24 protein-coding genes and 2 riboswitches are annotated in these 24,484 nt (G+C 64.9%); of the genes, 16 read left to right on the top strand and 8 right to left on the bottom strand.

Annotation, left to right across the window (positions count from 1 at the left end; genetic code table 11):
- Positions 1-60: 60 nt before the first annotated feature.
- Entirely contained in the window at positions 61-1,947 is a 1,887-nt protein-coding gene (locus J5251_RS00535; protein ID WP_208574936.1) for a glycogen debranching N-terminal domain-containing protein, read from the bottom strand.
- Between the two features lie 246 nt (positions 1,948-2,193).
- Here J5251_RS00535 and J5251_RS00530 point away from each other — a divergent pair, with 246 nt between their 5' ends.
- Entirely contained in the window at positions 2,194-3,258 is a 1,065-nt protein-coding gene (locus tag J5251_RS00530) for a LacI family DNA-binding transcriptional regulator (RefSeq protein WP_208574935.1), read from the top strand.
- Here the strand turns inward: J5251_RS00530 and J5251_RS00525 are convergent.
- Entirely contained in the window at positions 3,255-3,506 is a 252-nt protein-coding gene (locus tag J5251_RS00525) for a hypothetical protein (protein WP_139004444.1), read from the bottom strand. The genes J5251_RS00530 and J5251_RS00525 overlap by 4 nt on opposite strands.
- Before the next feature lie 209 nt (positions 3,507-3,715).
- Here J5251_RS00525 and J5251_RS00520 point away from each other — a divergent pair, with 209 nt between their 5' ends.
- Positions 3,716-4,360, top strand: a complete 645-nt coding sequence (locus tag J5251_RS00520) for a GntR family transcriptional regulator (protein ID WP_208574934.1) — start codon at positions 3,716-3,718, stop codon at positions 4,358-4,360.
- 30 nt (positions 4,361-4,390) lie between these two features.
- Here the strand turns inward: J5251_RS00520 and J5251_RS00515 are convergent, their stop codons facing one another.
- A complete protein-coding gene (locus tag J5251_RS00515) occupies positions 4,391-6,379 on the bottom strand; it encodes an MFS transporter (protein WP_208574933.1) in 1,989 nt (662 codons plus the stop codon).
- 121 nt (positions 6,380-6,500) lie between these two features.
- Here J5251_RS00515 and J5251_RS00510 point away from each other — a divergent pair, with 121 nt between their 5' ends.
- The 8 genes from J5251_RS00510 (at position 6,501) to J5251_RS00475 (ending at position 16,219) form a co-directional block, all read left to right on the top strand.
- The gene (locus J5251_RS00510) at positions 6,501-7,565 is read left to right on the top strand and encodes a M4 family metallopeptidase (protein WP_139004446.1); all 1,065 of its coding nucleotides are present in this window, start codon (positions 6,501-6,503) and stop codon (positions 7,563-7,565) included.
- Positions 7,562-7,903 carry a protealysin inhibitor emfourin gene (locus tag J5251_RS00505; RefSeq protein ID WP_208574932.1) on the top strand — a complete coding sequence of 114 codons (342 nt, stop codon included), beginning with the start codon at positions 7,562-7,564 and terminating at the stop codon, positions 7,901-7,903. The genes J5251_RS00510 and J5251_RS00505 overlap by 4 nt, the downstream gene beginning before the upstream one ends.
- A 98-nt stretch (positions 7,904-8,001) precedes the next feature.
- Positions 8,002-9,267, top strand: coding sequence for an MFS transporter (locus tag J5251_RS00500; protein WP_208574931.1), 1,266 nt, complete (start codon positions 8,002-8,004; stop codon positions 9,265-9,267).
- A gap of 45 nt (positions 9,268-9,312) precedes the next feature.
- The gene (locus J5251_RS00495) at positions 9,313-9,834 is read left to right on the top strand and encodes a mycothiol transferase (protein ID WP_139004448.1); all 522 of its coding nucleotides are present in this window, start codon (positions 9,313-9,315) and stop codon (positions 9,832-9,834) included.
- Between the two features lie 91 nt (positions 9,835-9,925).
- A riboswitch (glycine riboswitch) is annotated at positions 9,926-10,025 on the top strand.
- Positions 10,026-10,132: riboswitch (glycine riboswitch) on the top strand.
- 50 nt (positions 10,133-10,182) lie between these two features.
- The gene (gene gcvP / locus J5251_RS00490) at positions 10,183-13,050 is read left to right on the top strand and encodes an aminomethyl-transferring glycine dehydrogenase (RefSeq protein ID WP_208574930.1); all 2,868 of its coding nucleotides are present in this window, start codon (positions 10,183-10,185) and stop codon (positions 13,048-13,050) included.
- A 16-nt stretch (positions 13,051-13,066) separates the two neighbouring features.
- Positions 13,067-14,203 carry a glycine cleavage system aminomethyltransferase GcvT gene (gcvT, locus tag J5251_RS00485; RefSeq protein WP_208574929.1) on the top strand — a complete coding sequence of 379 codons (1,137 nt, stop codon included), beginning with the start codon at positions 13,067-13,069 and terminating at the stop codon, positions 14,201-14,203.
- Between the two features lie 137 nt (positions 14,204-14,340).
- Positions 14,341-14,721 (top strand): glycine cleavage system protein GcvH, encoded by a 381-nt coding sequence (gene gcvH, locus J5251_RS00480; protein WP_139004451.1) that lies wholly within the window; start codon positions 14,341-14,343, stop codon positions 14,719-14,721.
- 82 nt (positions 14,722-14,803) lie between these two features.
- A complete protein-coding gene (locus tag J5251_RS00475; RefSeq protein WP_208574928.1) occupies positions 14,804-16,219 on the top strand; it encodes an L-serine ammonia-lyase in 1,416 nt (471 codons plus the stop codon).
- 55 nt (positions 16,220-16,274) lie between these two features.
- Here J5251_RS00475 and J5251_RS00470 read toward each other — a convergent pair whose 3' ends face one another.
- Entirely contained in the window at positions 16,275-16,958 is a 684-nt protein-coding gene (locus tag J5251_RS00470; protein WP_208574927.1) for an NADPH-dependent F420 reductase, read from the bottom strand.
- A gap of 181 nt (positions 16,959-17,139) precedes the next feature.
- Here J5251_RS00470 and J5251_RS00465 point away from each other — a divergent pair, with 181 nt between their 5' ends.
- Positions 17,140-18,036 carry a glucose 1-dehydrogenase gene (locus J5251_RS00465; RefSeq protein ID WP_139004454.1) on the top strand — a complete coding sequence of 299 codons (897 nt, stop codon included), beginning with the start codon at positions 17,140-17,142 and terminating at the stop codon, positions 18,034-18,036.
- Positions 18,037-18,051: 15 nt separating this feature from the next.
- On the opposite strand, the gene J5251_RS00460 is transcribed toward J5251_RS00465, so the two are convergent.
- On the bottom strand, positions 18,052-18,384 hold the full coding sequence (locus J5251_RS00460) for a hypothetical protein (protein ID WP_139004455.1): 333 nt from the start codon (positions 18,382-18,384) through the stop codon (positions 18,052-18,054).
- A gap of 243 nt (positions 18,385-18,627) precedes the next feature.
- Positions 18,628-19,377 (bottom strand): hypothetical protein, encoded by a 750-nt coding sequence (locus J5251_RS00455; RefSeq protein ID WP_208574926.1) that lies wholly within the window; start codon positions 19,375-19,377, stop codon positions 18,628-18,630.
- 238 nt (positions 19,378-19,615) lie between these two features.
- Here J5251_RS00455 and J5251_RS00450 point away from each other — a divergent pair, with 238 nt between their 5' ends.
- From J5251_RS00450 to J5251_RS00430, 5 genes are all read left to right on the top strand, one after another.
- Positions 19,616-20,263, top strand: a complete 648-nt coding sequence (locus J5251_RS00450; protein WP_208574925.1) for a dTMP kinase — start codon at positions 19,616-19,618, stop codon at positions 20,261-20,263.
- A 99-nt stretch (positions 20,264-20,362) separates the two neighbouring features.
- Positions 20,363-21,571, top strand: a complete 1,209-nt coding sequence (locus J5251_RS00445) for an MFS transporter (RefSeq protein WP_208574924.1) — start codon at positions 20,363-20,365, stop codon at positions 21,569-21,571.
- A gap of 133 nt (positions 21,572-21,704) precedes the next feature.
- Positions 21,705-22,019 (top strand): PRC-barrel domain containing protein, encoded by a 315-nt coding sequence (locus J5251_RS00440; protein WP_139004459.1) that lies wholly within the window; start codon positions 21,705-21,707, stop codon positions 22,017-22,019.
- 29 nt (positions 22,020-22,048) lie between these two features.
- Positions 22,049-22,174 (top strand): hypothetical protein, encoded by a 126-nt coding sequence (locus J5251_RS20435; RefSeq protein WP_279633605.1) that lies wholly within the window; start codon positions 22,049-22,051, stop codon positions 22,172-22,174.
- 80 nt (positions 22,175-22,254) lie between these two features.
- On the top strand, positions 22,255-23,118 hold the full coding sequence (locus tag J5251_RS00430; protein ID WP_208574923.1) for an aldo/keto reductase: 864 nt from the start codon (positions 22,255-22,257) through the stop codon (positions 23,116-23,118).
- Positions 23,119-23,157: 39 nt separating this feature from the next.
- Here J5251_RS00430 and J5251_RS00425 read toward each other — a convergent pair whose 3' ends face one another.
- Positions 23,158-24,009, bottom strand: a complete 852-nt coding sequence (locus tag J5251_RS00425) for a DNA-3-methyladenine glycosylase family protein (RefSeq protein ID WP_244250742.1) — start codon at positions 24,007-24,009, stop codon at positions 23,158-23,160.
- Entirely contained in the window at positions 24,010-24,402 is a 393-nt protein-coding gene (locus J5251_RS00420) for a universal stress protein (RefSeq protein ID WP_074701012.1), read from the bottom strand.
- Positions 24,403-24,484 lie beyond the last annotated feature (82 nt).

Genomic DNA, 24,484 nt, shown 5'->3' with positions numbered 1-24,484 from the left:
GCCGGCACATCAGCGTGGACTGCGCGGCAGACCAGAATCGTGGCATGCGACATCAGCCAGCTAGCCAAGGACGTTGAAGCCGCGCAGTGCCTGTGCGATCGGCACCGCTGATGCCGCGGCCCACGCCTGCGGACGGCACGCCGCCGGGTACGGCACGGGCGGCCACCTCCGGTCGGCCGGATCGCCGGAAAACAGCTCCGGCAGCCGCCAGTCAAAACCTTCGGCCGCGTCCAGCATGCCGCTGGCAACTTTTGCCGCCTCGTCTTCGAAACCGTCTTTGAGCATGCCCAGCAGAATCCAGGCGCTGTCGTGGGTCCACACGGAGCCGGCGTGGTACCGGGTGGGCCAGTAGCCGCCATTGGTGGTGGACAGGGTCCGGATGCCGTAGCCGGAGAACATCGAAGGATCCATCAACCGGGTCACAACGGCGGCCTTTTCGTCTGCGTTCAGCAAGCCGGTGCCGAGCAAGTGCCCCATGTTGGAAGCGATGGAGTCCACCGGTTTCTTGTCCGCGTCCAGGGCGATCGCAGGATAGGGGCCGGCGTCGTCGGTGCACCAGAACTTCTCCCGGAAGCGGTCAGCGAGATCGGAGGCAAAGGCCCGCCATTCGCCCGAGCCCGGCCGGCCGAAGTGGTCCAGCATCTCGGCCCCGACGGTAGCGGCTTCATGTGCATATCCCTGCACCTCAGCCAGCGCGACCGGTCCTGCCGCCGGTGTGCCGTCGTGCCAGCGGATCGAGCCAGCGGTATCTTTCCAGCCATGATCAGCCAGCTCGCTGCCGGGAGTGCCGGCGTACTCAAGGAAACCATCGCCGTCGGAATCGCCGTAGTGCTGCATCCAGCCGAGGGCGTCCTCGAGGTGCGGCAGCAGTGCCTTGACGTCGGCCTCCGGCATCCCCGAGTGCCAGGCGTCATGGAGCAGGATGATCCACAGCGGGGTGGCATCGATGTTGCCGTAGTGGAGAGGCGGCACCGCGATGACCGTGCCGCCTGGACCCATGATGAAGGTGCTGCGGCGGACTTCGCGCAGGATCTTGCCGGGTTCCTCACCCGTTTCCGGCACCACGTCCGTACCCTGCCGTCCCGCCAAAGCCCGCAGGGTTCCCGCGGCGGTGGCGGCATCGATCGGCAACAGCATACGCGCAGCCATCAGGGCGTCCCGGCCGAACATGGTCAGGTGCCACGGCGCGCCCGCGGCAAGGAATGCGTGGGCCGGACGCTCCCGGTCCGCGATCCGCAGGCTGTTCAGGTCGCTGATCGAGCGCGTCATCAGTCGCATGAGGCGCGGGTCGCCTGCCACGGACGGAGTCCGCAGCGGCTGACCGCCGGCGGCAATCATCGGCGCGCCCTTGTCTGACACGGCCAGCGACCAGCCAAGCTCGACGGCGTCTCCCGGCTGGAGCGTGATACGCCAGCCGAGCACTACCTGGCTACCCATGAAGGCCAGTTCGGCCCCCTCCGCCGTCAGCTCCGCGCTGGTGTCCTGGCCCCGCCAGCGCCAGCGGCGGTCTTCCGGCGCCACGGATCCTGCAGCCAGGGCCAGGCCTGCTTTGATCTGGTCCATCGGGAGGGCGTCTGCGACCAGTTCCATCTTCACGTCCAGCGTCACCGGTTCGTCCAGTACGGACTTGAACGTCAGGGCCTCGGCGAGCCGTCCGGTATCAACCGAGCGGCTTCGGATGATGGACACTAAGGGATCGGCGACGTTGGCGGGAACGCGGATGAAATGGATGAAGTCCACATGCTCGGTGGACTTCAGTTGGGTGGATACCCATTCCGGTTCGTGGCCATTGACAGTGAGGACGGCCCGCGCCAGAACCCTGTCATCCCCGCAATAGGCACCCTGGGCACCCTCGCCGCGGATCTGGCCGTGCTGGTCACTCCAGACCTGGATAGGCGCGGTGAAAACGCCGGTGAGATCGTGCAGGTAGGGCTGCTGGAAAGCCATGGCTGCTCCTTGTTTAGCGTGTACTTGCCGGCCTCGTGCCGGTGCTGCTGCGGTGGCGGGAGGCTCCTCAAGGGAGCTGCTGGGCATTCCCCGTTGGTCATTGACACCTCATTTGAACGTTCATACTGTGGTGTTTACATCTTGGCAGATACCCCCTCCGATGCAACACCCGTCCTCGGCGGTTAGGTAGCGGCCAGCACGGACGCCGGCGTTAGCCAGCGCGGAAGTCCGCAGAAAAGGGACCCGATGACACAGAAGAAGCCCACTCTGGTCAGTCTTGCCGAGTCCATCGGGGTCTCCCGCCAGACAGTGTCCAACGTGCTCAACGCACCGCAGCGGGTGAAGCCTGCCACCCGCGAACGGGTTCTCCAGGCAGTCCGGGAGAGCGGGTACCGTCCCAGTGCGGCTGCCCGCCAGCTGCGCACGCGCCGGTCGATGGACCTGGGCCTGCGGTTGACGCCCGTTACTGATGGCATCAACGGCGCGGTGCAGGACCGCTTTCTCCACGCACTCACGGAAGCCGCCCAGGACGCGGGCTACCGTCTGACGCTATACAGTGCGCGTGATGACGAGGAAGAAATCCGCCACATCGACGAGCTGCTGCACGTGGCGGATCTGGATGGCTTTGTGCTGACTGGCACCCATGCCGGGGACCCGCGGACAGCCTGGTTGCAGGAGCATGCTGTTCCCTTCGCCGCCTTCGGCCGGCCTTGGAGCCGAACGGCGGATCCCTTTGCCTCGGCCCATCCGTGGGTGGATATCGATGGCGCTGCCGGCACCGAGAGTGCCACCGCGTTCCTGCTTGAGCAGGGCCACCGGCGGATTGGCTTCCTGGGCTGGCGGCCGGACGAAGGCCTGGGGGACGACCGGCGGGCCGGCTGGCACCGTGCCATGGAAGCGGCCGGCGTCGGCGAAAGCCTGAACGAGCTGAGCACGGCAACGGACGACGACGTAGCGGCGGGCGCCTCGGCGGTTGACGGCCTGCTGGCGAGGGGGGTCACCGCGCTGGTCTGTGCCAGCGATTCGCTGGCTTTGGGTGCTTTCGCCCAGCTGCGGGCGGTGTTGCCGCCGGAGCAGGAACCCGCCGTCGTCGGTTTTGATGACACTCCGGTTGCCGCTGCCGTGGGCCTGAGCAGTGTGGCCCCGCCCGTAGCCGACGCCGCGCGGCGCATCATCGCGGTGCTCTCCCACGTGCTGGCCGGCAGGCCGGCGCACGAGGGGCCGCAGCAGCACCAGGTGCTCAATCCCTCCCTGGTAGTGCGGACGCCGTATGCGCTCGGCAGGATCGTGCGGCGTCCGCAGGGCGGCTAGCCGTTGCGGCGGTAGCTGTCGTCCTCCGGCTCGCCTTCGGGCTGCCAAGTAAGCGTGATTTCGACGCCGTCGCGGACGGCCCCGATGACCAAGTGCAGGTCTTCGCCGTACAGGTCTTCGTGGTCCACCCGCCCGCCGTCTTCGCGGCGTTGTTCCACCAGGTCCGTCATGGCCGCAGCCATCGCGCGGCCCCAGTCCTGGGGGTGTCGGCTGTTGGCTTCTGCCGACGCCGAGTATTTTTTGTTCATGCTGGTCCCGTCCGGAGCGTCAGGGGCAAAGTCCATCCAACCCCGCCCCGGGCCGAACACCCATCTGAAATGAAGTTTGACCCTGCCCCACGACGCTGTGATGCAGGTCTCATAAGGTTAGGATGAAGAATGCATTGATGCCAACAAATGCGCCATATTACCCATATGTGACGTTTCCATTGGCAGCCGACGATGACGAGGAGGCCTTCATGGGCAGTGACGTTCCCGCGACGCGACGGGCGGCAATCTCACGGCAACTGCGAGACGAAATCCTGGCCGGTGAGCTTCCGCCGGGGGCGCCGGTCAAGGATGCCGAGCTGGCCGAGCGGCTGGGAGTGAGTATTACGCCGGTCCGGGAAGCGGTGACGGAGCTGATCACCGAGGGCCTGATCGAAAGCCTGCCGAACAAGCGGCGCCGGGTGGCCGTGCTCAACGAGCTTCATGCGGTCCAGCTGCTGGATGTGCTGGGAGTTGTCCTGGTGGCGGTCTTCGAACGCGCAGCCGCGCGGCTGGGCGAGGACGATGTCGAGGTCATGACGGCAGCCGCCGATCGGCTGGAAAGCGAGCTCCAAGCCGGGGACATGCTGGCCGCCCACACCACGTTGCGGGAGCTGATCGACATTATCCTTGATGCGGCGGACCACGATGAGCTGCGTGCTGTGAATGAGCATGTGCTGGCCCGTTCCCTGGGCCGCCTTTTCCTCTACCAGCGGGAGGAACTCTATTTCATCTGGACCGACGGGTGGAAGGAGGCAGTTGCGCTGCTGCGCCGGCAGGAACCGGACGCGGCCGTCCAGCGGTTGCGGCAGGTCTTCTGGATTCTGACCGAGGAGCTGCGGACCGGGGACATGTAGGCCGGCAAGCCCGGGCGAAGCAACTTCCGGCTAAAGCGTGGTTTCCCTGGCCTTGCCGACCAGGTCGAAATTAACTACGGAGGATTCGGCCGTCATGACCAGCTTCCGGGACTGGGTGTACTGCGTGTCGGGTTCGACAACGGTGACCACATAGCGGCCGGTGGGTGGAAGGCGCAACTCATAGCGGCCGGCGTCGTTGGTTTTGGTGGAGGCGATGTACTCGCCCGTGTGTGCGCTGAGCGCGACCAGTGCGCCAGGCAGCGCGGCCCCGCCCCGAAGCACCCAGCCCGTGACGGTCAGCCGCTGCGTCAGCCGGATCTGCGCATCGCGTTCGGTACCGGTGAACCTGACCACCTTGGAGGTGGGAACCCAGCCGTCCGCATTGGCCACGACCAGATACTCGCCGGGTCCTGGCAGCGCCAGGGAGAACCCGCCGTCGTTATCCGCCCTGCTCCAGTCCACGGGCTCGCCGGAGGTCTTCATGACGGTAACAACCGCGTGCGGAATGGGCTGGTCGTCAGTGTGCAGCACACGCCCGTGCACCACGGTTTCCGCGCTGTTGCCGGCCTGGGTAACGGCGAGGGCGGCGGTCTCGACCGGAACGCCTTCGGCCGCAGGCACCGCCTCGTACCGGGGCACGAACCACACCACGGCACAGGCGACGAGCGAGGCCACGGCAGCAATCCAGAACACGTCCTGGAAAGCCTCCATGGCCGGCAGTTCACCCCCGTTGACGCTAACCGTGACCGACGCCAGGACGGCTGCAACGGCGGCGCTGGATGTCGAGGTGCCGATAGCGCGCAGCAGCGCGTTGAGGCCGTTGGCGGAGGCCGTCTCGGTGATCGGCACATTGGCCATGATCAGGCTCGGCATCGCAGCGTAGGCCACCGCGGAGCCGACGCTGACAACGGTGGAGCCGATAATGATTGCGGCCACCGAGTCGCTGACGAAGACGCGGCCTACGTACCCCACGGCCATGATCGCGGAACCGGCAATCAGCGTAGTCTTGCCGCCGAAACGGTTGATCATGGCGCCGGATACGGGGGAGAAGGCGACCATGGCCAGCCCGGACGGAACCATTGCCAGGCCGGCGGTGACCGGGTCGAGCCCGAACCCGTGCGGCACGGAAGCGGGCAGCTGCAGCTGCTGGGTGCTCAGCAGCATGTTGGCGAACAGGGCAAAGCCCACCAGGACGGAGGCAATGTTGGTCAGCAGCACCGGCCGGCGGGACGAAGTGCGCAGGTCGACCAGCGGCTGGCTGACCTTCAGCGAATACGGAATCCAGACCGCCAGGACCACAATCGTCAGGATGAACAGCGCTATGGTCAGCTCGTCGCCCCAGCCCCAGGTGCCACCCTTGGAAATGGCCAGCAGGAGCGAAGTCAGCGCGATGGAGAGCATGATGGCGCCGAGGAAATCGAACCGGCCGCGGGTCCGCACCTCGGATTCCGAGACCACCAGGTAGACCGCGGCGAGAATGGCCACCCCAACGACGGCGGAAAGCCAGAACACCGATTCCCAGCCGGCCTGCTGGTAAAGGGTTCCGCCCAGGGGCAGGCCGAGGGCGCCGCCGATGCCCAGCGTGGCGCTCATCAGGGCAATCGCGCTGCCAACCTTCTCCCGCGGGAGCTCGTCGCGCATGATGCTGATGCCTACCGGGATCAACGCAGAGGAGAACCCCTGCAGGGCACGGCCAACAACTATGGTGGCGAAGTCCCCGCCGAGCGCGGCCACCACGGAACCGGCTGTCATCAGGATGATGCAGACCAGCATCATCAGCCGCTTGCCGAACATATCCGCCAGCCTGGCCACGATCGGTGTCGCGACGGCAGAGGTCAGCAAAGTGGCGGTGACCAGCCAGGACACATCGTCGATGGATACAGTGAGCAGTTGCGCGAACTCCGGCAGCAGCGGGATGACCATTGTCTGTTGGAGCGAGACCGTTGTTCCTGACAGGCACAAGACGGCGATTATCGCCCAAGTTGGCATTCTTTTGCGCGCGGAGGCAGACTCAGGCATTTCCTTAGCGTATCCGCCGACAGGGCAGCGGGCAGGCATGGAGCACGAATATCCGTATGCCGTGGCTGCCACACGTTGTCACACCCGGACCATAGGCTTGGAGGAACGCAAGGAGGTCCACATGTTCTGCTCTATTGTTCCGCCGTACCTGCTCCGACGGCTCGCCCGGTTGGATGACCAGTCCCTGCTGCCCGTGGCTGAAGCTGCCCAGCGTGCCCTGACCCGGGATGCAGCCATGCGCCGGAACCGTAACGTCAAACGTGCGCAGATGCCGGCCCTGCCCACTCTCCTGCCGTCGCAGCGGATCCGGGCCACAGGGCTGAATCCCACCCGGCAGATCAATGACGCCCAGAACATGGAACGGCTGCCCGGCGTCCGCGTGCGCGGCGAGGGAGACGGCCCCGTTGAAGACGTCGCGGTCAACGAAGCCTACGACGGGCTGGGGTCCACCTTCGAGCTTTTCGCTGACGCCTACCAACGAAATGCGCTGGATGGCCGGGGTGGAATCCTTCGCGCCACAGTCCACTATGGCGAGGACTATGACAACGCGTTCTGGAACGGCACGCGGATGGTTTTCGGCGACGGCGACGGGCGGGTCTTCCAGCGCTTCACCAAATCGCTGTCCGTCATCGGGCATGAGCTGACCCACGGCATCACGCAACACACCACCAACCTGGTCTACCAGGGCCAGCCCGGCGCGCTGAACGAGTCAATCTCTGACGTCTTCGCTGCCCTCGTGGAGCAGTACAAGCTCGGGCACAGTGCGGACCAGGCGAGCTGGCTGATCGGCGAAGGCTTGTTCACGGACCAAGTCAGTGGCGACGGCTTGCGCTCGCTGAAGGCTCCAGGTACTGCGTACGACGACGACGTGCTGGGCAAGGATCCGCAGCCTGCCACCATGGCGGACTATATCGACACCACAGACGACAACGGGGGAGTGCACTTGAATTCAGGCATTCCCAACCATGCCTTCTACCGGCTGGCTTCGATTTTGGGCGGAAACGCCTGGGAACGAGCAGGCCTGATTTGGTACGACACGATCACTGGTACCGAAGTGGGGGTGGATACTGACTTTGCAGGTTTCGCGGCAGCTACTGAAAGTGCGGCCGAAAGCCGCTACGGTAAGGATTCAGAGGAACTCAAGGCCGTAACGGCGGCCTGGACTGAGGTGGGCGTCTTGGAATGAGGATCAGCGTCAAGCGCACCGGCGGATTCGCGGGTCTGACGAGGCGCTGGGCAGTTGAAGTGGGCCAGCCCGAACTGCGTGACGAGTGGCTGCCCATCATTGAATCCTGCCCTTGGGACGATGTCCCGCAGACGCAGAACCAGCCGGACCGCTATATGTACTGGATCAGCGCCGGCGAACGGGAGGCTTCCCTTCCGGAGCAAGACGTAACCGGCCCCTGGCGGCAACTGGTGGATCGCACCTTGGAAAGTGCCCGGCAGGAAGAGGGCCGTCGCGCGGAACGCGGACCCCAAGGCCCGGAGGGCTTTTTCCGGGACACGGATCCCGGAGAGCGTTAACCGACTTCAGGTGGGGAAGGCGGCAGCCGTCGAGACGGCTATGGTGAAGAAGCCGGCACCATCTGCCGGCCACAGCCTGCCTGCAAACGGAAATCAGAGTGCCTCGAACAAACCAACCCCAGATCACGGATCAGCCTGTACCGAAGGACACCGCGTCCGTTCCTGGACTGCTCCGGCGCCGACTGATCGTCCTCGCCGGCATCCTGATCATGGCTCTGAGCCTACGTCTCGCGGTCTCGGGTGTATCACCCGTGCTGGCGGAGATCTCCAACGATCTGCCCTTTGGCCCTGCATCCATCGGCGTTCTCGGCATGCTCCCGACCGCTGCCTTCGCCGTGGCAGGCTTCACGACTCCGGCACTGATCAGAAAACTGGACATACCCGCGGTCCTGCTCGGTTCGCTGGTGCTGGCCGCGTCAGGCCAGATCGGACGGGCGCTGGCCTCCGATGTGCCGCTGTTCCTGGGCTTTTCCGCCCTGACCATGGTGGGCTACGGGCTGGGCAACATCGTCATGCCGCCGCTGGTCAAGCGGTACTTCCCTGACCGTATCGGCTTGGTGACTTCCCTGTACGTGACCCTGCTGGCGGTGAGTACCGCTTTCAGCCCGCTGGTGGCGGTGCCGCTGGCAAACACGTCCGGGTGGCGCTGGTCGATCGGCATCTGGGCCGGTGTGAGTCTGGCGGCGCTGGTGCCTTGGGTGGCCACCTTGCTGGGAGAGCGGGCAACGCGGCGGACCGAAGCCGTTCAAAGCCCATCGGCCGCAGCGCCCCACATGAAGGTCCGTGTCTGGTCCTCTCCTGTGGCGTGGGGGCTGGCCATGGTGTTTGCCGGGACCTCCACCAACACCTTCTCGATGTTCACCTGGCTGCCTCCACTGCTGCTCGACGCGGGCATGGACGCGGCCCAAGGGGGCACCTTGCTGTCCTATTACGCGATTCTCGGCCTGCCGACCAGCTTGCTGGTTCCATATCTGGCGGCCAGAATGCGCAATCCCTTCCCGCTCGCAGCCCTGTTCGTGCTTTGCTACGCCGGAGGCTATGCGGGCCTGCTGCTGGCACCTTCATCGGGCACGATCCTCTGGATCACCTTGGCCGGGCTGGGCCAAGGTACATTCGCCATGGCACTGCTGCTGGTCAACCTGCGGACCAGGACCACCGCCGGATCGGGTGCGCTTTCCGGCTTTGCCCAAGGCATCGGTTATTCGGTTGCCTGCCTTGGGCCGCTGACTTTCGGGCTGCTGAAAGACATCACCGGAACGTGGGCAACATCGTTCGGACTGCTCGCCGTATCGCTCATCGTCCTCGCCGTGGGTGCTTTCATTGTCAGCAAACCGTGCTATCTGGAGGACCATCAGCGGGCGTAGGCATAGGCTGGCATCGTTGCCGCCAATCCCGAACGAGGAGCGAAGATGAAGTTCAACGATCTGCTGGCAGACGCTTTTGGCCGGATCCAGGAGCGGGTCCACGAGGTGCTTGATGGACTGGACCCGGACCAGCTGGCCGAACGGCCAGGAGGAAACGGCAACTCGATCGCCTGGCTGATCTGGCATTTGACCCGGATCCAGGACGATCACATCGCCGATGTCGCGGATGTGGAGCAGCGCTGGACCTCAGGCGGTTGGGCAGAACTGTTCGATCTTCCGCTGGACACACACGAAACCGGATACGGCCACACCTCGGACCAGGTCAGCGCCGTCAGAGTGGAATCCGGAAGCCTGCTGGCCGAGTATTTCGACGCGGTGCACCGCCAAAGCCTCGAGTTCATCGGGTCGCTGACCGAAAACGAGCTGGACCGGATTGTGGATACGCGCTGGGACCCGCACGTTACCCTCGGAGTCCGGCTGGTCAGTGTCATTGATGACTGTTTGGAGCACGCCGGGCAGGCCGCCTACGTTAAAGGACTGGTCCAGCACCGCGAACCGCGCGGCTAATGCCGGCCGCCTTGTTTGTGTTCGCCCTCACCAGCTACCATTCAAGAAGATAGAACGCACTTCAAAAGTGTCATAACTGCATATTTGCCTTCGAATTGCGGCGGGAGAGTCCTGCTGGATGAATGTCAGCGGGCGCCGTAGGAGCAATACCTCCCCAGGAATCTCTCAGGCCCCTGTACCGCCGCAGACAGGCAACTCTGGAAAGTAGTCGACCATTACGGCGCGGCTCACCGACGGTGCAAGCGGAACTTGGAAAAGTTTCCGCGGAATCTCTCAGGTCCAATACAGAGCGGGGAGGAACCCGATCCACCTGGTACAACCGTGCCGGCCAATAACTGGAGTTCCTTCATGACGGTTCAACCCACCATTGCGACATTTGCCGAGCGCCACATCGGCCCGCGCAACAGCGACGCCGAGACCATGCTCAAGCAGCTCGGCTACACCAGCCTCGAAGACCTGGTCGATACGGCCGTTCCGGCGGACATCCGCCAGAGCGCGCCGCTTGAGTTGCCGGCTGCCCGCAGCGAAGCCGAGGTCCTCGCGGATCTGCGCGCCCTCGCCGCCAAGAACATCACTGCCGTGCAGATGATTGGGCAGGGTTACTACGACACCATCACGCCGCCGGTGATCCGCCGCAATGTGGTGGAATCCCCGGCCTGGTACACCGCTTACACGCCGTACCAGCCGGAAATCTCCCAGGGCCGGCTTGAGGCGCTGCTGAACTTCCAGACCATGGTTTCCGACCTGACCGGCTTGGACATCGCCAATGCCTCCCTGCTGGACGAAGCTACCGCCGTTGCCGAGGCAGTGCTGCTGATGCGCCGTGCCAACAAGAAGCATGCCGACGGCAAGACTGTACTGGACGCCGATCTGCTGCCGCAGACCATCGCCATCGTCAAGGGCCGCGCCGAAGCGCTGGACTTCGAGATCGAGGTGGCCGACCTCTCCGCCGGGCTTCCCGAGGGCGAGATCTCCGGCATTGTGCTGCAGCAGCCGGGCGTGTCCGGCCATGTGGCCGACCACAGCAAGGTGATCGCGGATGCGAAGGAACGCGGTGCCATGGTCACCGTGGCCGCGGATCTGCTGGCTCTGACCCTGATCACGCCTCCCGGCGAGCAGGGCGCGGATATCGCCGTCGGAAATACCCAGCGCTTCGGCGTTCCGCTGTTCTTCGGCGGACCTCACGCCGCCTACATGGCCGTGCACAAGGGCGTAGAGCGCCAGCTGCCCGGCCGCCTCGTGGGAGTTTCCAAGGACAACGCCGGCATGTCTGCCTACCGTCTGGCACTGCAGACGCGCGAACAGCACATCCGCCGCGAGAAGGCCACGTCCAACATCTGTACCGCGCAGGCGCTGCTGGCCATCGTCGCGGGCATGTACGGCGTTTACCACGGGCCGGAAGGTTTGAAGGCCATCGCGCAGCACGCCAACAACCAGGCACGCGCCCTCGCCTCCGTCCTCACGGGCGCCGGACTCGAACTGGTCAGCGAGCACTTCTTCGACACGCTGACGGTCAAGGTCCCCGGCAAGGCCGCCGACGTCATCAAGGCCGCCGAGGCCAAGGGCATCAACCTGCGCGTCATCGATGCCGATCACGTGGGCATCTCCACGGGCGAATCGACGACGGCGGAGCACCTGTCCGCTGTCGCCGAGGCATTCGGTGTGGCCGGTGCAGCCGAGGACATCGCCGCGGGCCTGTCGGCTGCGCCGGAAGGCTTCGGCCTGGAGCAGGGCATGCAGCGCACCTCTTCCTACATGCAGCATCCGGTCTTCCACAGCCACCGCTCCGAAACGCAGATGCTGCGCTACCTGCGCCGGCTTTCGGACCGCGACCTGGCCCTGGACCGCACCATGATCCCGCTCGGCTCCTGCACCATGAAGCTCAACGCCACGGCCGAGATGGAATCCATGACCTGGCCGGAGTTCGCTTCCATCCACCCCTTCGCACCGGCGCACCAGACGCAGGGCTGGCGCGAACTGATCGAGGATCTGGAAGCACGCCTGTCCACCATTACCGGCTACGCGGGCGTCTCCATCCAGCCGAACGCCGGATCCCAGGGCGAATACGCCGGGCTGCTGGCCATCCGCCGCTACCACCTGTCCCGCGGCGATGAGCAGCGCAACGTCTGCCTGATTCCGGCATCGGCCCACGGCACCAACGCCGCCTCGGCCGTGCTGGCAGGCATGAAGGTTGTCGTTGTCGCGACGGCGCAGGACGGCACGATTGACCACGCCGATCTGAACGCCAAGATCGAGCAGCACAAGGACAGCCTGTCCGCCATCATGATCACGTACCCGTCCACGCACGGGGTGTACGACGCCGATGTCCGCCAGGTCTGCGACGCCGTGCATGCGGCCGGCGGCCAGGTCTACATCGACGGTGCGAACCTCAACGCCCTCGTCGGGCTGGCACAGCCGGGCAAGTTCGGTGGCGACGTATCGCACCTGAACCTGCACAAGACCTTCTGCATCCCGCACGGCGGCGGCGGCCCCGGCGTCGGTCCGGTGGCAGTGGCCGAGCACCTGGTGCCGTTCCTGCCGGGCAACGCCGCACTGGCCGAGCACGAAGGCAAGGGCGTTCCGGTGTCCGCCTCCGAGTACGGTTCCGCCGGCGTGCTGCCGATCTCCTGGGCCTACGTGGCCATGATGGGTGGCGAAGGGCTGACCAACGCGACCAAGACCGCGCTGCTGGCTGGCAACTACATCGCCTCCCGCCTGAACGAGTACTTCCCGGTGCTGTACACGGGCAACGACGGTCTGGTGGCGCACGAATGCATCCTGGATCTGCGCGAACTGACCGCCAAGTCCGGCGTCACTGCCGAGGATGTTGCCAAGCGCCTGATCGACTTCGGTTTCCACGCCCCCACGCTGTCCTTCCCGGTGGCAGGTACGTTGATGGTGGAGCCGACCGAGTCCGAAGACCTCGCCGAGATCGAGCGCTTCATCGAAGCCATGATCACCATCCGCGGCGAGATCGACCAGGTCATCAAGGGCGATTTCAGCGTCGAGGAGAGCCCGCTGCGGATGGCACCCCACACCGCAGCTGCTGCCATCAGCAGTGACTGGGACCGCAAGTACTCCCGCGAACAGGGCGTCTTCCCGGTGCCGAGCCTGAAGCAGGACAAGTACTTTGCGCCGGTGGGACGCATCGACGGCGCCGCCGGCGACCGTAACCTGGTCTGCTCCTGCCCGCCCATCGAAGAGTTCGAAAACTAGAGGAAGGTTCCAGACCATGAGCGCTGAAACCGCTACGAAGCAGTACACCGCCCTGTATGAAGAGCACCAGAAGCTTGGCGCCTCCTTCACGGACTTCGGGGGCTGGCAGATGCCGCTGAAATACCACAGCGAACTGGCCGAGCACCACGCCGTGCGTAAGGCTGCGGGCCTGTTCGACCTCTCCCACATGGGCGAGGTCTGGGTCACCGGTCCCGACGCCGGGAAGTTCCTCGACTATGCGCTGGTGAGCCGGCTTTCCGCCGTCGCCGTGGGCAAGGCCAAGTATTCGCTGATCTGCAACGAAGACGGCGGGATCATCGATGACCTGATCAGCTACCGCCGCGCGGAGGAGAAGTTCCTGGTGGTGCCGAACGCCGGCAACGCCAAGGCCGTAGCCGAGGCCCTTGCCGAGCGCGCCCAGGACTTCGATGTGACGGTGGAGGACGCCACCGCGTCCATCTCGCTGGTGGCTGTCCAGGGGCCCAACTCCGTGGACATCCTGAAGCAACTGGTGGCCGCGGCCGACCACGCCACGGTGACCGAGATGAAGTACTACGCTGCGGACGAGGTCCACTTCACCGTGAGCGGTGCTCCGCTCAAGCTGCTGCTGGCCCGCACCGGCTACACCGGCGAAGACGGGTTCGAGATCTACGTCCCGAACGAGAATGCTGCTTCGCTGTGGTCCGCCCTGCTGTCCGCAGGTAAGGACTTCGAGCTGGTGCCCGCAGGCCTCGCCGCACGCGATTCGCTGCGGCTGGAAGCCGGTATGCCGCTCTATGGCAATGAGCTGTCCCTGGAAGTCAGCCCGTACGATGCCGGACTCGGCCCGATCGTCGCCCTGAAGAAGGAAGGCGAATTCGTCGGCCGTGCCGCGCTGGAAGCCCAGAAGGAACACGGCTCCAAGCGCAAGCTGGTCGGTCTGAAGGGCCTTGGCCGTCGCGCCGCGCGATCGCACTACCCGGTCTCCAAGGACGGACAGGCTGTCGGCGAAGTGACCTCGGGCCAGCCCAGCCCCACCCTCGGTTACCCGGTAGCGCTGGCTTATGTCGATGTCGAGCACATCGAACCCGGCACCCGGCTCGACGTTGACCTGCGCGGCAAGCCTGAGCCGTTCGAGGTCGTCGCACTGCCCTTCTACAAGCGCGACAAGTAAGCAAACCTGCCGCGAAGCTGCCGGCAATAATCCACTCGTGAGGCACATCCGTAATTCATAGCGGCGGTGCGCTTACGGATTATTGCCGGTGGCCGCTGTTCTTCCTGATTTTTCCCCTCTTTCGAAAGGTTCTACCCATGAGCACAGTTCTTTCCAACCTGCGTTACTCCGAAGAGCACGAGTGGGTGGATGCTTCCAGCCCGGTTAAGGTCGGCCTCTCGCAGGTCGCCACTGACGCCCTCGGCGACGTGGTCTACATTGACCTGCCCGAGGTCGGCACCACGATCACGGCCGGCGAAACCTGCGGCGAGGTGGAGTCCACCAAGTCCGTCTCCGACATCTACGCACCGGTGTCCGGCGAGATCACCGAGGTCAACCAGGCCGCCATCGACGATCCGGCCCTGCTGAACTCGGATCCGTATGGCAAGGGCTGGCTGTTCACCGTCAACGTTTCGGAAGAGGGTCCCCTGCTCTCGGCCGAGGATTACAGCTCCAAGAACGGCGGCGAGCTGTCCTAACAGCCGCAGGTACCGCCATCGTTATTCATCGTCTCTAACCGGAAGCGGCACCAAGCCAACCGAAGGGCATTAAGGAGCCATCATGGCTGTAGGCGTATTCGATCTCTTTACCGTGGGCATCGGCCCCTCCAGTTCGCATACTGTCGGTCCGATGCGTGCGGCTGCCGTCTTTGCCGAGGAGCTGGTTTCAACCGGTGTGCTGGACCGCGTGGCCGGGCTGCGGGTGGACCTGTACGGGTCCCTCGCGGCTACCGGCCGCGGCCACGGCACCTTTACGGCAGTGATGCTGGGGCTGGAGGGTTTCCAGCCCGAACTGATCCTGCCGGCTGAAGTCGAATCCCGTCTGGCAGACATGGCTTCGACCGGCGAGCTGCAGTTGTGCTCGCAGGTTGAGGGCTCGGCCGGTGTGGTTCTGGACTATAAAGTCGAGGACATGGTGCAGCATCCGCTCACGGTGCTGCCGCGGCACACGAACGGGATGAAATTCCAGGTGACCGGCGACGCCGGCGCGGTCCTTCACGAGGCGACGTTCTTTTCCGTGGGCGGCGGCTTCATTGTCCGCGAGGGCGAGGAAGACGAGGCCGCGCGGGAGCTGGATGCTTCCAAGGAGGAGCTGCCGTTCCCCTTCCGTACGGCGGCGGAACTGCTGGAACACTGCCGCAACACCGGCCTGGGCATCAGCGACATCATGATGCTCAACGAGAAGGCCTCGCGCTCCGAGACGGACATCCGTGCCGGCCTGATCCATATATGGCAAGTGATGGAGGAATGCAAGGACTCCGCCATCAAGCGCGAAGGTGTCTTGCCCGGGGGGCTGAATGTCCGCCGTCGTGCGCCTGACTGGCATGACCGGCTGCGCAAGGAAGACAAGGACCGGGACCACAAGTACTGGCAGGAATGGGTGAACCTCGTTGCGCTGGCCGTGAACGAGGAGAACGCTTCCGGCGGGCGGGTTGTCACGGCGCCGACCAACGGCGCGGCGGGCATCATTCCCGCGGTGATGTTCTATGCCACGCACTACGCGCCGGGCATGGAGAAGGCGACGCAGGCCGATAAGGAAGACGTCATTGTGAAGTTCTTGCTGGCGGCCGGGGCCGTTGGCGTGCTTTATAAGGAGCAGGCGTCCATTTCCGGCGCCGAGGTCGGTTGCCAGGGCGAAGTGGGTTCGGCTTCCTCGATGGCCGCCGCGGGGCTGGCCGAGGTTATGGGCGGCAGCCCCGCGCAGGTGGAAAACGCGGCCGAGATCGCGATGGAGCATAACCTGGGGCTGACCTGCGATCCGATCGGCGGCCTCGTGCAGGTGCCGTGCATCGAGCGTAACGCGATCGGTGCCGCCAAGGCCGTGAACGCGGCCAAGATGGCGCTGTGGGGCGATGGCACGCACCGTGTCTCGCTGGACGAAGTCATCATCACCATGCGCGAAACAGGCAAGGACATGAGCTCCAAGTACAAGGAAACCGCGATGGGCGGCCTCGCCGTCAACGTGGTGGAGTGCTGATATTCCATCGGTAAGGCTTTAGATGGAGGGACGGTCGCGGCATTGCCGCGGCCGTTCAGTCTTTCCTGACGATCTTGATGTTGAAGTCAGCGTGACCCAGCGCGCCCAGCAACCGCAGCCACAGCGGCAAGTACATCTCCATGCCGCGCGCGGACTCTAATCCACCCAGATCCAGGATGTCCTCGGCGGGCCAGCCCAGTTGATGCAAAAGCCCCGTGACCAGCGCCTTCGCGTCGGTGTGGTCTCCGGCGACAAACATGGTGTGCGATTCCGGCAGCCGGGCCGGGTCCACCATCAGCATGTTGTTGACCGTGTTCAATGTCTTGACCACCTTGGCTGCGGGAAACCTGCGCTGCAGTTGCTCCGCCAGGCTGTCTGTGTTGCAGATGGAGAGCGACGGCGGAAACCCGGTGGAAGGGTCCAACGGATTGGAGACATCCATGATGGTCTGGCCCTCCCGGGGGCTGGCCGCCTCCAGTGCCGCAAGCGATGCTGCGCCTTGGGTCGCATTCACGATAACCGCCGCGTGGGTAGCGGCTTCCGACAGCGGAACCAACGGGATGCTGGGATAGTCTTCGTGCCAGGCGCCGAGCGGTGGCGCGCCCGTGGCGGATGCTTCCGTCCGGGCAAGGGTCTGCGCCGGGTCGCGGGTGCCAAGCAGCACCTCGTGGCCTGCCCTCTCCAAGGCTGCCGCGAGTCTGCGGCCAACGGCCCCGGTGCCGATGACGGAGATCTTCATGGCCCAAACGGTAGACCTGCCGTCCGTGCGGGGTCAATGGAATAGTGGACCGGCGCCGGCGGTGCCTTCTGCTGGTGGGCCCGGCGGCTTTCTCTCTCAGGGGCGCTTCAGGATTGACACCCGAACTGTGACCAATAGGCTAGTAAGCAAGCTTAGTTTATGCCTGTCGATTGGAGCAGCAATGGGCCAGGATCAGTACACCTTCCAAGATCCCGTCAAGCGTTACCCCAGCATCGAGCCGCCCAAGCAAGACCAGCCGGAGCCCGGGCTGGACAAGGATCTGGTCCCCCAAACCGACCGCGGCGAAGACAGTTATCGCGGAACGGGCAGGCTGAAGGGCCGTAAGGCGCTGATCACGGGCTCGGATTCCGGCATCGGTGCGGCGGTGGCGATTGCCTTCGCGCGTGAAGGGGCCGACGTCGCCTTGTCCTACCTGCCGGAAGAGGAGGAAGACGCCAAGGTCGTGGCCCGGGTGATTGAAGAGGCTGGCCAGAAAGCGGTCCAGCTGCCGGGGGACTTGACCGATTCAAACACCTGCCGCGAACTGGTCAAGAACGCAGTGGAAGGCCTCGGCGGCCTGGACATTTTGGTCAATAACGCCGGGCGGCAGATCGCCGTCGAGAAGCTTGAAGACCTCACTGACGAGCAGTTCGACAAGACCTTCAAGACCAACATCTATGCATTCTTCTGGATCACCAAGGCAGCCCTGCCGCACCTGCAGCCGGGCTCCAGCATTATCAATACGACATCGATACAGGCCTACCAGCCCTCGCCGACGCTGATTGACTACGCGGCGACCAAGGGAGCGATCAATAACTTCACCAAGGGTCTGGCCCAGCAGCTGGCCCCCCGCGGCATCCGGGTGAATGCGGTTGCCCCGGGGCCGTTCTGGACTCCGCTGCAGGTCAGTGACGGGCAGCCGAAAGAAGCCCTGCCGAAGTTCGGTAAGTCCACGCCGATCGGCAGGGCAGGACAGCCCACCGAGCTCGCCCCGGCTTATGTGTTCCTGGCGTCGCCGGAATCCAGCTACGTCATGGGCGAGACCCTGAACGTCAATGGCGGCTCGCCCTCGCCGTGACCGACGGCGGGCGGACTAGTAGGTGCTGAGGTACTGGGCGGCTTCGGTCAGGCCGAGCTGTTCGCCGAACTGCACCATGGCCAGTACGGCGCCGACCATGAGGGCGCCGAGTCCGGCGCATGCCGCGGTCATGATGCCAAGGACCTTGCGGTCTTCCGAGGTCAGGCCCGTCCGATCCGCAGGCAAAGCCAGATCCGCAGCGATGAGATTCGGGGCCCGGTCAACGGTGCCATCATCCAGAACGGCGACCACCGAGTTCGAGTGGCGGTCCAGCCGCATGGACGCAATGCTCTGGCCGTGCCTGGCCAGCAGGATATCATGGCCGACGCGCTGACGAGTGCGAAGCATTTTTTCCTCCGGAAATAGGGGTGCCTGAATGGCGTGAAGTGAAGGTGAAGTAGGCGGGCGTACACGATCTGTGGCCCTGATTCAATTTTAGTTAAGGCCGCCTGACACAACTGACCAAAACGAGGTGAATCCGGCCACCACAGCGGGTGAAGTTGGCCTCAGGGGGCCGTGACCTCGGCCATCAAATAACAGGCGGAACGCATCCCCATCACCAGACACGGCCGCAGGGCCACCGCGGGCTTCTTAGGAGGCGATGTCCCGCCGGTCCTGGAGTGGCTGGGGAACTGCGGCGGAAGCCGGCGGCCTGTTCGGCAACGGTGGCCGCCGTACAGGAATCGAAGCGCGTGCAGGCCCAGGTGCTGCCTCCCTGGCGACGGAAGACTGACTCCGGGCAGCGTCTGCACGGGGGAGCGGGCCGGCGCCTGCCAGAGCGTCCCTGCGTTGGCGGCCCGGCATCCTGCGTGCGGCGAAACTCCGGCACATGCCGGTCGCCTGTCGCATCAACCCGGCAGCCGACCGGACGGCCCATCTGGCTATCCGTCCAACCTCAGTAAGAAGCCGGGCACGAAGACCTGGCAGCCGCTCCGAAAGATAGGCGCGGACGGCGTGCAACGATAATCCACTCGGCCGTGGTGAGCCGCCGGAACGAAGCATGCCGGTCTTGCTGCGGACCTGGCGCAGCAAGAAGGCGACGGCCTCGCTCGTGCACTCTTGGGCGGTGCTGTATGCGGCCTCGCGCTGGGACTTGTCTGGCCAGTTGGCCAGGAGGACCATGATGGCGGTCAGGGCAACGAGCAGGGACACCAGGACGAGCACGGCGCCGCCGTAGAATACGACGACCATTGCTTTGGGCGATTGGAAGATAGAGGCGATGAACCCGGCACTACCGAGCAGGAGCCAGAGCCAGAATGCCCCGACGGCAACTAGCGCTATGCCGGCACGTTTGAACTGCCGCAGCGCCTCGCGGGCGCGCCACGATTCGTCAGCCTCCACGCAATCTTCCCCCAACTCAGGCCCCGTATCGGGGCCGCCCAGGTTGATCATAGTTGGGCCAGCGTGATAACTGCGGCAGAATCGCACGGACGCGGCAGTGTGTCGTACATCCCCGTCCGGAGTGTTTCTGCTAGGCGGCGCTTGAAGGAATCATCAGTAGTCACCCAGGAACCACACAGAATCTGCCTATGCGAACCGGCTAAAGTAGATGCTCCGCCCAGGAAAGGAGTCACCGCCGATGCCCGCATGCCATCGCCAAACCGCGCCGTTGAGAATCGCACTGATTGGTATTGATGGCGCCGGAAAAACGACGGCGGCGCGTTACCTGGCGGACCAGCTCACCTTGGACGGAGCGCAGGTGCGGCTGTGCCGGAACCCCGGCGGGCGCAGGACGCTGGACACTTTTGCCCGCCGGCTCGGTAGCAGCGCGGAAAAGATGCTCGGGGCCCGGTTGCTCAGCCGCTATGAAACGGTGGTCCGGGCCTTCGCCCTGCTCCGCAGCCTTGCCTCCATGGCTCCCGCCGACGTCGAAATCCACGACCGGTACTTGTATTGCCAACTGGCAGCGAACGCGAAGCGTGGGGTCGAACCCGGACTCTTGCTGCGCCTGCTCCGGAAGTTCGTGCCCCGGCCCGACTTTGTGCTCTATTTCGAGATTTCTCCCGCCCGCGCACTGGAGCGCATCCAGGTCCGCGGCACCGATACCGAAACGCTGGAGGACCTGCGGGACCTGGACGCGGCCTACCGCGGCTTGACGGACTTTGACCGCTTCCGCCTGGTGCAGGCCGACAAGCCGGTGCAGGACATCCACCGCCAGATCGAGGCAATCTGCAGGCCGGCACTCATGGCCGGGCAGGAGGTCACGGCACCTGCCTGCCGGACCTAAGGGGCAAAGTCATGCCGCTGCCGGACGGCGTGCGGCCGCGGGCGCGATAACCTGCAAAGGGAGCGGCAAGGCTCCAGTCGAGCAGGAGACCCATTACCTATGACCAAGCAGCCCACCGGCGCCTTACTGTTTGTCCTCAGCTGTGCCATGGGCGTAGGCCCGTTGCTGAACTACGGGTTGAGCGCCACGAGCCCGCTGATCATCACTGATCTGGGCATCAGCGAGTCGCAATTCGGTCTGTTGGCAACGGCAATCTTCGCCAGCGCCGCTGTCTGCAGCATGTGGCTGGGCCGGCTCAGCGATCGCATTTCCAACCGCGCGCAGTTGATCCTGATCTTCGCCGGTACCGCGGCAGCCCTGGTGATAGCCTCGCTGGCGCACCACTACGTCGTCCTGCTTGTCGCCGCACTGCTCGCCGGCCCTGCCCAGGCCATCTCGAATCCCACCACCAACCGCATCATCATCCACCACGTGGCGCCGCCCAAACGTCCCGGCTGGATCGGCGTGAAACAGTCGGGCGTGCAGGGCAGCCAGCTTTTCGCCGGCCTGTTCTTCCCTCCGGTCGCGCTCTGGCTGGGCTGGCAAGGAGCCACCGCACTTGCCGCAGTCGTCGCCGTCGGGCTGTTGCTGTACGGCCTGCGGCACCTGCCGGAGGAAAAACCAATAACGACGGCGACTCCCGGCCGCGCAGCTGCTCCGCCGGCCGCGGCCGAAGCCAAGGGATATCCGCTGGCCGTATGGCTGTTTGCGGGCTACGCGCTGCTGACCGGGCTCGGCATGCAGGCCACCAACGTGTACCTGCCGCTGTTCACCGTCCGCGAGCTCGACTTCTCGCTGCTCCTGGGCGGCGTGGCCGCAGGCCTCTCCGGCGTGGTCGGCGTGACATCGCGCATTCTGTGGGGTCGCGAGATGGCCAAGGGCAGGCGGGCATCCACCCTTCTGATCCTGCTGGGGCTCGGCGCGCTGCTCGGCGCGGCGGCGCTGCTGGGCGCCGGCGAATTGGGCAATCCACTGTTGCTCTGGCTAGGCGTCGCGCTGCACGGGGCCACGGTGCTGGGGACCAACGTGGTGGTGATGGCCGGCGTCATGAAGGTGGTGCCTGCGGCGCGCGTAGGTTCTGCTTCGGGCGTGGTTTCGATGGGAATGTATGCCGGGTTTGCCGCGGGCCCGCTGCTGATGGGCCTGCTGCTGGAAGGCAGCGGCACCTTCCGCTCGGGCTGGATTCTGGTCGGAGCCGGTTACCTGCTCTGCGTCCTGCTGGCCCTGGTGCTGCGGCGCCACGGCAATCGGCACGGCGTCCCGAAATGACGGGGCGGTAACTCCTGCGGTACGCCCGGCCGCCGCGCGGCAGGTAATTGACAAGTCAAACGCCACTGCTAAGTTCTTGATAAGTTTACTTTCCGAATTGGAAAGCATGCTGTCCATCATGAAGGAGCATCCGATGACGCAACGGCAGGATATCCATGAGCTGCAGGACGCTACGGCGTGGGACAGTAAGGACCACAAGCTGGGTTTGGTGGGACAGGTGCACCGAGACAAGGACACGGGGCGGCTGGCATGGATCACGGTGTCGCTGGGACTGCTGGAGACTCGCGAACACTTCATCCCGCTCGCCGGGGCAAGAGTTGAAGGCACCAACGTACATGTCGCGTACGACCATGACACCATCAAGGACTCGCCGGAAATCGACATCGAACCGGAAATGGGTCTCTCTCCCGATGACGAGGCGAAGCTGAACCGCTACTACGGCCTCTAACACCGCAGTGCTGCTGGATCAGTTGGGATTTGGCGGCAACTGGCACAATCGTGGTGACCGCCAGCGTGATCACCACCGTGCCAATGATTATGCTGTTCTTCCCGGGCCAGAAGCACTTTGCCAAAGGCTTCGCCACCACCGGTAACAAGGGCTGATGCTGCCACGCCGGCGCAAATGAAGGCGTAAATGAAGAGGAGCAATGAAAAAACGGGGGCTTGGGAAATCCGGACTGTCGGTGTCAGAAATCAGCTTTGGTGCCGGCGGCTACTGGGGCATGAATGCTTTCGACGAACGGCAGGCAGCACGTTTGGTGGAGCAAGCCCTCGACGGCGGCGTCAACCTGTTCGATACCGGCCCCAACTACAGCCGCGGCAACGCCGAAGAGCGCCTGGGCCGCATTCTCAAGGGCCGGGGACGGGACCTCATCATTTCCACCAAGGTCGGCTCCTTGTGGTCCGGCGGGAGGAACGTGAAGGACTTTTCGCCGCGATCCATTGAGCAGAGCCTGCAGGAGAGTCTCAAGCGGCTGCAACTGGAGCACCTGCCGTTACTGCACTTCCATGGCTATCCCCACCCTGCCGATCCCGCTATCGACACGGTCCTTAAGCTCAAGGACAAGGGCATGATCGGTGCGCTGGGCCTGTCGACCGGAGCGGGTGGCGCGAAACGGGCGCTGAAGCTTGGCATCTTTGACGCATTGATGCTCGAGTACAGCCTGCTTGACCGTTCTCTGGAGCAGTTCATCGAAAGGGCGGGGGCAGCCGGCACGGGGATCTTAGTCAAGTCCCCGCTGGCCCAGACCTTGTACTCGCGGAACATCTTTAAGCTCACGACGCCCAGTCAAGCGTGGTATTTGGCCCGTGCACTGAAGAACCACCGGATGAAGTTCATCCATGGTCGGAAGTTCCGGTTTATCAACGACGTCGAAGGGCTCAAAGCCAGCGAGATAGCCCTGGCCTTCGTGCTCAACAACAAGAACGTCACCAGCGCCGTCGTGGGCACAGTCAGGCCCGAGCACCTGAGAATCAATCTCGGCGCGGCGGAACTCGAACTCCCGGAAGCACTGCTGCGGCGGATCGAGGAGGCCGGATCCCGTTGAGTTCGTGCTGGCTCCACCGGCGCCTAACAGCGGACGCCGTCAGGCCATATAGGCGGCGGCCGTCCAGAGCTGGAAGACAGCATAGGCACGCAGGGGACGCCAGGCTTCGCCGTGGGCGCGGACCTCGCGGACCGAACGGACGCCGAGGGCGCGCTTGAGCACCAGGTCGCCCTCCGGATAGGCATCGCGGTCCCCGAGCGCACGCATGGCCAGATAGTCCACCGTCCAGGGGCCGATGCCGGGCAGCGCGAGCAGGCGTCGGCGGATCCCGGCATGGTCGCCTTCCGGATCAATGGCCAGATCATCGGCACAGGCTACTGCCAGGGCATGGACTGTGAGTGAGCGGGCTCCGGTGAGCCCGACTTCCTGCTGGATCCGTTCGGCTCCGGCACCTGCGAGGGTGGATGGGGCCGGGAAGAGGTGCAGGCCGGCGGGGCCGGGACTGCCGAAAGCGCTGACGAGCCTGCCGGCAAAGGTCCGTGCGGCCGCAAGCGAGACCTGCTGGCCGAGGACCGTGCAGACGGCTCCTTCAAAACCGTCCAGGTAACCGGGAATCCGAAGACCCGGACGTGCCGCGAGGAGCGGACCGACCAGCGGATCCTGCCCCAGTACGGCGCGGACCGTTTCCGGGTCCGTGTCCAGATCAAGCCAGCGCCGCACCGCCGTCGTTATTACGGCAGCGGTGGCGGGATCCGTTTCCACCGCCAGCGACGGAGCGCCGGGGCCGAAGCGCACAGTCCCGGCGGCCGGGCCCGACGATGTGGCGAAGAGCCGCGTGTGGGTGCCGGCGTCGAGGTCCGTTGTTTCGAGGCCCGGCACGGCATGGGCGGCCAAGGCCGCCAGCGCGGCGCAGGCGTCGTACGGAGACCGGACCTCCAGCGCAACCTCCACTTAGCGGGCTTTGACCGCCAGTACAGGGCAGTCGACGGTGAGCAGGATTTCCTGGGCGGTACTGCCCATGATGAGTTTGCCGACCGGAGTGCGTTTGCGCAGGCCGATGACCAGCAGCGATGCCGGCAGGCTCTCGGCCAGTTCCTGGATCTCCTCCACGGCGTCCTTGCCGCGGACAAACTGCTTGAATTCTGCGTCCAGACCGGAATTGTTCAGCTCGCGGGTGACCCATTCGGCGTCGTGTGTATCTGCCAGGGAGGAATCCTTGTGCGGGCCCCCGGGGCTGGCGTTGACAACGACCAGCTTCTCGTTCTGGGCGGTGGCCATCTGGATACCTTTGGACAGAGCGGCACGGCCTTCCGGACGCGGCGCGTAGGCGACAAGTATGGTCACGACTTCTCCTTCGAACAGCACGTGTCAACGTCTTGCCCGGGCGGCATCGTTGCCGGCCGGCAGATGCGGGCGCGGGCACCGG

It is taken from the genome of Arthrobacter crystallopoietes (genome assembly GCF_017603825.1).
Taxonomy (GTDB): Bacteria; Actinomycetota; Actinomycetes; order Actinomycetales; family Micrococcaceae; genus Crystallibacter; species Crystallibacter crystallopoietes_B.
The sequence above is the reverse complement of the archived record's forward strand: the minus strand, read 5'-3'. Positions and strand labels throughout refer to the sequence as shown.